Source organism: Frankia tisae (genome assembly GCF_025403405.1).
Taxonomy (GTDB): domain Bacteria; phylum Actinomycetota; class Actinomycetes; order Frankiales; family Frankiaceae; genus Frankia; species Frankia tisai.
Window position 1 is genome coordinate 1 of sequence record NZ_JANEZT010000306.1, and the last position, 8253, is coordinate 8253.

8 protein-coding genes are annotated in these 8253 nt (G+C 69.0%); all 8 read left to right on the top strand.

All coding sequences use genetic code 11. The annotated features are described in order from the left end of the window. Positions 1–191: 191 nt before the first annotated feature. The 8 genes from NBZ85_RS23530 to NBZ85_RS23565 all read left to right on the top strand — a co-directional run bounded on the left by NBZ85_RS23530 (position 192) and on the right by NBZ85_RS23565 (position 8201). A complete protein-coding gene (locus NBZ85_RS23530) occupies positions 192–803 on the top strand; it encodes a recombinase family protein (RefSeq protein ID WP_261562606.1) in 612 nt (203 codons plus the stop codon). After that, the gene (locus NBZ85_RS23535; protein WP_261562607.1) at positions 800–1624 is read left to right on the top strand and encodes an abortive infection family protein; all 825 of its coding nucleotides are present in this window, start codon (positions 800–802) and stop codon (positions 1622–1624) included. The genes NBZ85_RS23530 and NBZ85_RS23535 overlap by 4 nt, the downstream gene beginning before the upstream one ends. Positions 1625–1656: 32 nt before the next feature. Then, a complete protein-coding gene (locus NBZ85_RS23540; RefSeq protein ID WP_261562608.1) occupies positions 1657–2784 on the top strand; it encodes an AbiJ-related protein in 1128 nt (375 codons plus the stop codon). A 263-nt stretch (positions 2785–3047) separates the two neighbouring features. After that, complete coding sequence (locus tag NBZ85_RS23545; RefSeq protein WP_261562609.1) at positions 3048–4169, top strand: tyrosine-type recombinase/integrase; 1122 nt, start codon at positions 3048–3050, stop codon at positions 4167–4169. Further along, positions 4166–4504: a helix-turn-helix domain-containing protein gene (locus NBZ85_RS23550; RefSeq protein WP_261562610.1), complete on the top strand. Its 339-nt coding sequence runs from the start codon at positions 4166–4168 to the stop codon at positions 4502–4504. Before NBZ85_RS23545 ends, NBZ85_RS23550 begins: the two co-directional genes overlap by 4 nt. Beyond that, positions 4501–5991, top strand: a complete 1491-nt coding sequence (locus NBZ85_RS23555) for a site-specific integrase (protein WP_261562611.1) — start codon at positions 4501–4503, stop codon at positions 5989–5991. Before NBZ85_RS23550 ends, NBZ85_RS23555 begins: the two co-directional genes overlap by 4 nt. After that, complete coding sequence (locus NBZ85_RS23560) at positions 5981–6529, top strand: GrpB family protein (protein ID WP_261562612.1); 549 nt, start codon at positions 5981–5983, stop codon at positions 6527–6529. Before NBZ85_RS23555 ends, NBZ85_RS23560 begins: the two co-directional genes overlap by 11 nt. Before the next feature lie 289 nt (positions 6530–6818). Beyond that, a complete protein-coding gene (locus NBZ85_RS23565) occupies positions 6819–8201 on the top strand; it encodes a protein kinase domain-containing protein (protein WP_261562613.1) in 1383 nt (460 codons plus the stop codon). Positions 8202–8253: the final 52 nt, after the last annotated feature.

The window sequence follows — 8253 nt, forward strand, 5'->3', positions numbered from 1 at the left end:
CCCCTGACCCCCGCCCTCGATCACCAGCGATGCGACCAGCAGGCCACCAACTCACGTGCACACGAGTACGGACATCAATGCAGACGACTTCGAACATCGACACGACCAGCCGCAGAGCCCTCACCAAGCGTCGACAAACCGCGTCGAAATTCAATGTCGGTAAACGATCGCCTGCGGTAGATTCCGGCGCTGTGTTGATCGGCTATGCGCGGGTCTCGACCGCGGACCAGAACCCCGACCACCAGGTCGACGCGCTCCTGCGCGCCGGCGTCGCCGAACGCGACATCCACCTCGACATCGCGTCCGGCGCGAAGGCGACCCGCCCGAAGTTCGACCTCATCATGCAGCTCCTGCGCGCCGGCGACACGCTCAAGGTCACCCGCCTCGACCGGCTCGGCCGCTCCCTGCTGCACCTGGTCACCCTCGGCGCCGAGCTGCGCGACCGCGAGGTCGGGCTGCACGTCATCGAGCAGGGCATCGACACCGCCACCGCTGAAGGCCGCGCCATGTTCGGGATGCTGTCCGTCCTCGCCGAGTACCAACGCGAGCTCATCGTCGCCAACACCCACGACGGCCTCGCCGCCGCGCGGGCCCGCGGCCGCGCCGGCGGCCGGCGGCCCCGGCTCACCGCCGACCAGGCCGCGCTCGCCCAACGGCTCTACGACGACGGCCAGCACACCGTCGCCCAGATCGCCGCCATGTTCGGCGTCCCTCGCTCCACCGTCTACGGCCACCTCGACAAGACCAGCATCGGCAACCGGCCGACCCTCGCCAGCGCCTCTCGGACCAGGACAGAACCATGAGCGCCGAACTGATCGGCTCAACGACCCGCGGGCTGTTCCGCGCCCTCATGACCGACAGCACCGTGCTCGAGATCCGCGCGGCGTTTCAGGACGAGGGCTTCGCTCCCAGCCCCGCCTGCGCCTACGAGGACTCCAGCGCGCGGCGAGTCCTTACCCAGGCGTACCTCGAAGCCGTCGACTGGACTGACCTCGGCCACGTCACACGGGCACTACGGGCCTTCGAGCGCCTGGTCGACGGTGTGCCTTCCGACCTTGGAAGCCGGTTCAGGTTCCTCAGGTCTCTTCGCCGCGACGGCTACGTCCTCGACGAGGACAGCGGCCACCTGGTCCCGCTCGGCCCCCGGCTGCCTGAGACCGCCCTAAGCGGTCTGAAGGACCCGTCCGCGATCCGCGAGCACCTCGACCGGATCCAACGCGCCGCCGGCGACGACCCCGCTCTCGCGATCGGCAGCGCGAAGGAGCTCATCGAGAGCACCGCGAAGGTCGTTCTGGTCGAACGCGGCCTGTCCGTCGATGACAAGGCCGACATGCCCGCCCTCATCGGCCAGGCACAGAAGGCGCTCGGCCTGCACCGCTCGACCGCCACGCCAGGGCCGGACGGCAGCGACCCAGTAAAGAAGATCCTCGGATCGGTCACCGGCATCGCGGTCGGCGTCAACGAGCTGCGCAACCGGGCAGGCACCGGCCACGGACCCACCGCGACCCGAGGCGGCCTGGGCGCCCGCCACGCCCACCTCGCGGTCAACGCCGCCCTCACCTGGTGCCAGCTGATCCTCGACACCCTCGCGGACCCCGACGCCCCCTGGCACAAGAACCCCTGATCATCCCCCCAAAAGACCGAGGTCGATGTCTGATGCCAGCCCCTCCAACGAACTCCGTGGCCCCTGAAAACCGGATCACAGAGGTTACCCGCCGCCGGCTCATCGAGGGCCTTCGTGACATGCAGACGCACTGGAGCGGCGTCCTCGAAGAGGTCGACTTCCTCAGCCGCCTCTACGACCTCGACAGCCTGCCCAGCCGCGACCCCCGGTTCGCCACCGCCGCACAGGACATCTGCCAGCACCGGTGGCTCAACGACGACTGGGACAACGACTGGATCTTCCACGACACCCGGTTTGGCCTGGTCGCCGAGGACGGCAGGCTCCTGCTGTTCCTGGCAGAGATGCTGCACCCGTCCGTACGAACCGACCCTGCCGAGGTCCGACGTCTGCAGGAGTTCCTCAACGGGGTGCTGGCTTACGACGGGTACGAGCTCATCCAGATCGACGCCATCAGCGGTGCGCCGGTCTTCGGCCACCACCGAATCGGCTCGGGAGTCAGCGGGACGCTGAAGAACCTCATCTTCGCCGCCGTCGGGCCAAAGCCCGAGATCGTGCTTGACGACGCGGTCAACAACGATCTGCGCATCGTCCGTAACGAGCAGGGCTGCCTCGTCTACGACCGGGCGCTGGCGGCGCACGGACTCACGTGGACCGAACTGACGGACTGGTGGGCCGACCGCCAGGGGATGACCGGCGAACCGGAACGCGAGATCTCACGCAGCTTGTACCGCCGACTGGACCGGTCCCTGGGCGACAACGACGCCGAGAGGCGAATCCTGCGCACCTACGCCGAGCGCTACGTCCAGCTCGGCCCCGACATCCCAGCGATGATCCCCCAGGTGTACCTGCACTACGACCCCTACACCCAGACCCAGCGGCGCGCACCCGGCCCGCTGCCGCGCCAGCGGATGGACTTCCTCCTGCTCCTGCCGCACCGCGCCCGCGTCGTCATCGAGTGCGACGGCAAGCAGCACTACGCCGACCCGGGCGGCCGCGCCGACTCAGGCCGCTACGCCGCGATGGTCCGCGAAGACCGCGAGCTACGCCTGAAGGGCTACGAGGTCTACCGATTCGGCGGAGCCGAGCTCGGCGACGACCAGGCCGCGAAGGAGCTCCTCGACACCTTCTTCGACCGCCTGGATCAGTACCACCGGCGCTGATCCAGATCACACGTCACGATCATCGCTAGCGCCAACCGCTGTACGGATCCACCAAGTAGCGCGAATCGCATCGGATGCGAATACACGCCAAGGTGCATGCGGCCCGGTCTGTACCTGATCTGACCTGGGATTTCTCCACCATCGGCGCCGAAGATCGTCGGCTCATGGGTCGCCGCGCGGTGCGCGCGGGTACCCGCGACCAGCCGTTTCGCATCTGATGCAGGAATCTCGCATCGGATGCGTGAGATTGGAGGTCGCGGTCAGTGGCGGATCGGGAGTCGGTGGCGGGTGCGGCAGGGCTGCACCTGGTGGCCGGGGTGCCGTTGCTGCGGGCGGACGAGCAGGTGTTCGCCGCGATGCTGGAGGGCTGGACCAGCCAGCAGGCAGCCCGCAACCTGGCGGCCGGCACCGTCGAGGGGCGTGTCCGCGCGGTGCGGGCGTTCGCCCGACACGCCGAGGCGTTCCCCTGGGCCTGGACGGCGCAGATGGTTGACGAGTGGTGCACCGACCTTCGCGCGGTGAGGAACCTGCGCCGGTCGACGCTGCGGAACTACCAGGAGGCGGTCCGGCTGTTCTGCACCTACCTCACCGATCCCGCCTACGGCTGGCCGGACCGCTGTGAGCAGCAGTTCGGCACCCATCCGGTGCAGATCTGCCACGAGTGGAACACCGCGGTGCACGCCCAGCAGTCCGAGAGCGACCCGGGCAAGCGGGCGTTCACGCTCGACGAGCTCCAGGCGTTCTTCGACCACGCCGACGAGCAGGTCAGCCGGATCCGCGCGGCTGGCCGCAAGGGCTGGCTGCCGGCGTTCCGCGACGCGGTGCTGTTCAAGGTCGCCTACTCCTACGGGCTGCGTCGGCGCGAGGTCCGGATGCTCGACCTCGCCGACTTCGGCCGTAACCCGCACGGCCCCGAGTTCGGCGACTACGGCGTCTGCCAGGTCCGGTTCGGCAAGGCCTCGAAGGGCTCGCCACCGAAACGGCGCGGCGTGCTGACCGTCTGGACGTGGACCCCGGAGATCCTCGCGGAGTGGGTGGAGGAGTTCCGGCCGCTGCTCGCCCCGCAGGACTGCCCGGCGCTCTGGCCGTCAGAACGGGCGCCGCGGGTCGCGCTCACGCAGATCAACGCCAGGTTCTCCACCTACCGCGACGCGCTCGGCCTGGACCCGGCGCTCGACGTCCACTCGCTACGCCGCTCCTACGTGACCCACCTGATCGAGGACGGTTACGACGCGCTGTTCGTCCAGCAGCAGGTCGGCCATGAGCACGCCTCGACCACCGCGATCTACACCTGCGTGTCCTCGGACTTCCGGACCCGCACCCTGCGCCGCGCGCTCGACCAGACGCTGGCCGCGGCCCTGACGCCGACGGAGAAGGCGCGATGACGATCAGACGGCAGGTCAGCTACCAGTGGCGGCTGCGCGAGGTGATGGCCACCCGCGGACTGTTCACCACCAGTGACCTCGTCCCGCTGCTCGCTGAGCGGGGCATCACCCTGTCGGCCTCGCAGGTCCACCGGATGGTCACCGGCACGCCGGAACGGCTCTCGCTGCCGGTGCTTGCGGCCCTCTGCGACATCCTCGATGTGACCCCAGCCGAACTCATCGCCACCCGCGCAGTCAACGCGACGCTGCGGCGGGCGGCCGCGAACGACGTGCCGGCGCCGGTCGACCTGGCCGGTGAGATCCGGCCGAAACGGGCCCGGCTGCGGCCTGAATGACAGCCCGGACTGGCCGCTATACCGCCGAGCAGTACGAACGCTGGCACGTCCGTGTCTGCGCGCGCTGCGGCCGGAAGGCGGGCCTGGCAGCGAACTGGTCGGACGGGCCGATCTGCCGCAGCTGCTACGACCGGGCCGCCCGGACCTACGGTCGCTGCCCCGGCTGCCAGGCCCAGCGGCTCCTTCCCGGCCGCGACGACGGGGCCGCGATCTGCCGGGACTGCGCCGGAATCACCCGCGACTTCTTCTGCTCCCGCTGCGGCTTCGAGGGCCTGCTGCTTGGCGGGCGGCTCTGTGAGCGCTGCACCCTCACCGATCAGCTCACCGCCGCCCTCGACGACGGCACCGGCTGCGTCAGCCCACCGCTGGCGCCGCTGTTTGACGCGCTGCGCGCGATGCCCAGGCCGAGAAGCGGCCTGTCCTGGTTGCGCAGCCTCCAGGTCCGCGAACTGCTCGCCGACCTGGCCACGGAGCGCCTCGCGCTGACGCACGAGGCCCTGCACGCGCTGCCGAACTGGCGCACCGTCGCCTACCTCCGGGACCTGCTGATGGCCTGCGGCGCGCTGCCCACCGTCGACAAGCAGCTGCTGCACCACGAGACCTGGCTGCACCGCCAGCTGGCCGAGTTCGACCGCCAGCCCCACGCCCAGCTGCTGCGCCAGTTCGGAACGTGGTCACAGCTTCCGCGGCTCCGCCATCGGGCGGTGGCGCGCCCGCTGACACCGCACTCCCGCAAAGAAGCGGCCGCGCAGTTCATCCAGGCCCGGCTGTTCCTGGGTTGGCTCGACGAACGCGGCCAGACGCCGGGGACGCTCACTCAGGCAGATGTCGACGTCTGGCACGCCTCTCACCTCGACCACGCGAAGCGCTCCTTGCGGGCTTTCCTGACCTGGGCGATGGGCAGCGGCCGCCTTCCCCGCCTCGACCTTCCCCGCCTCCAGATCGTCCGCGCGGAGCCCCTCACCCAGCGGCGCCGCCTCGACCTGGTCAAATCCGTCCTGACCAGCGAGACCGGCTCGCCGCCGACCCGCGCCGCGGCCTGCCTGATGCTGCTCTACGCCCAGCCCGCCAGCCGCATCGTGCGCCTCACCATTGACGACCTCACCCGCGACGGCGACCAGGTCCTCCTCCGGATCGGCGACCCACCCGTCCCGGTGCCCGAACCGTTCGCCGCTCTCCTACTGACCGCGGCAGCCCACCGGGACAACATGACCACCGCCACAAACCCGGACAGCCGCTGGCTGTTCCCCGGCCGCCGCGCCGGCCAGCCGCTGCACCCCGGCAGCCTGCTCGACCAGATCCGCGCCCTCGGGATCCCGATCCAGGCCGCCCGCACCGCCGCGCTACGCCAACTCGTCCTGCAGGCACCGGCCCCGGTCGTCGCACAGGCTCTCGGCTACCACCCGATCACCACCCAGTGGCACCGCGCCGACGCCGGCGGCACCTGGACCCACTACGCCCCGGGAGGCCATTCGCATGTCCGCTGACCAGCCCGTTCACATCGTCGCCTACGACACGACGTGGCCCGCGCGGTTCGCCGACCAGCAAGACCGGCTCTCGACCCTCCTGGCGCCATGGCTGGCCGCCGCGGTCGAACACATCGGGTCCACCGCGGTTGCCGGAATGCCCGCCAAGCCCGTCGTCGATCTTCTCGCCCCCGTGCGCTCGCTCGACAAGGCACAGGCCGCGGTTCCGACGCTGGAAGAAGACGGATGGCTGTTCTGGCCCGAGGACCCGTGCCGGCACTACCGGCTCTGGTTCCTACGTCCGCGACCCGAAGCCCGCACCCACCATCTGCACCTGGTCGAGCACAACCACCCCCACGCCAAGGCGCTGCTCGCGTTCCGAGACACGCTGCGCGCCGACCCCAGCCTCCGCGAGGACTACGCCAACCTCAAGAGGCGCCTCGCCGTCGAGCATCGAAACAACCGCAACGCCTACACCAACGCCAAGAACGACTTCGTCGAACAGGTCCTGCGAAACGCCGGCATCCAGCCGCTGCCACGCGACCTCCTGCCCGAGTAAACCTTCCCTGCCAGTCCCGGACCCCGGGCTCAGGTCTGACCCCAACTGTCACGAGACGATCACCATCACCACAAGTAATGATCACCGTTTCGATCTGGCGAATACAGGTCACTCGAACACGCGACCCTGCCAGTCTCAGACCCCTGCTCGGACTGCGGCACCGACGTCGACCAGGACGGCAACACCGCGGCGAACCTCCGCGCACTCGCGGTCGCCTCATGACGCCCGGTTCACCAGGCCAGCATCCGATCTGGGAAGATCGAATGCCCTCCGGAAAGGCGGCTGGCTCGTGAGACCACCCAGAACAGGCTTCAAGCGCAACGACCGCTTCGGCGAGTACCTGCTCGTCGACTATCTCGGCGGTGGGGGCAGCGGCGAGGTCTGGCTCGCCGCGAACAGCAGACAAGAACGCTGGGCGATCAAGCTCTTCAAGGCGAAGCCAAACAAGCGCAATGTGCTCTACCAGAGGTTCGTCAACGAGGTCGAGCGCGTACGGGAGTTGACCGACGTCAAGGGCATCGTCCCAGTGGTCGACGCCCATCTTCCCGATCGCCCGAAGGATGGCACGGCCTACCTGGTCATGCCGCAGGCAGTGGGATTGAAGCAGCACCTCGCCGGGGCACCCATTACCGACCTCGTCGGCGCGTTCGCCGCTCTGTCGGGAACGCTCGCGATGCTCGCGGCGCGGAGGATCTCGCATCGCGACCTCAAGCCCGAGAACCTGTACTGGTACGACGACGGGCCAGCGCTGGGTGACTTCGGGCTGGTCAGCGCGCCTGGTCAGGAAGCGCTGACGGACAACGATCGCAAGCTCGGCCCGCATTGGTACATCGCCCCCGAGATGCTCGACCATCCTGCGGATTCCGACGGCAGGGCCGCCGATGTCTACTCCCTCGCCAAGACCCTCTGGGTGCTCGCAACCGGCCAGACCTATCCCGTCCCAGGGATGCATTTGTCGGGGGTCCGGGGGCACCGCATCACCGACTACGTCGAGGTACGCCGCGGCGATCTCCTCGATCGTCTGGTCGAGCACTGCACCGCCCACCACCCTCACGAAAGGCCCACGATGGAAGAGGTGCACCAGAATCTCAAGTCGTGGCTCGACCCGGAACCTCCACGAAGCGGGCCGCGGCCGAGCCTCGCGGAGCAAGCGCGGGAATTGCGCATGCTCACGGAGCCAGTCGTGGACGCGCGGGCGGAGCACGCACGGCTCGGTGAGGTTCTCCTTGCCGCGGCAGCGGCGTGGGCGTCGTCCGCCGCGGGGCTGGCAGCCTGGCTTCACGATGATGGATTCACAGAGGCGAACCGGTTCACAATCGGCCGCGATCACTTTGCCGCGGCAGCGCTCGGCGTGAACATGCCTCGTAGAAAGTGGCTCGCTACCGCGATCCTCACGACGAATCGAAGTGGGCCCCGCAGTGTCACGCTCAATGTCCTGTTCACAGTGTCTGAACAGGCAGGGGACCCGCGGTCGAGGCTCGTCGCTGGAATCTACATATCGGCGTCGCCCATGAGTCCGCCGCTCGAGGTTGTGTGGCGAGGAGAGGAGCGGAGTTTCGTGCCGTCAGCGGACGCAGAAGCGGTCATGTCGAGTATGACCGCGGAGCTGGAGGCCCAGATCCCCCACGCCGTTAACCGTCTCATCGAGCTCGCGAGGACGACCGCCGATTAAGTCCGTTAGGTCCGCAGTCGGAGAAGAGCGATCGCAACCTCGCAGCCGCCTG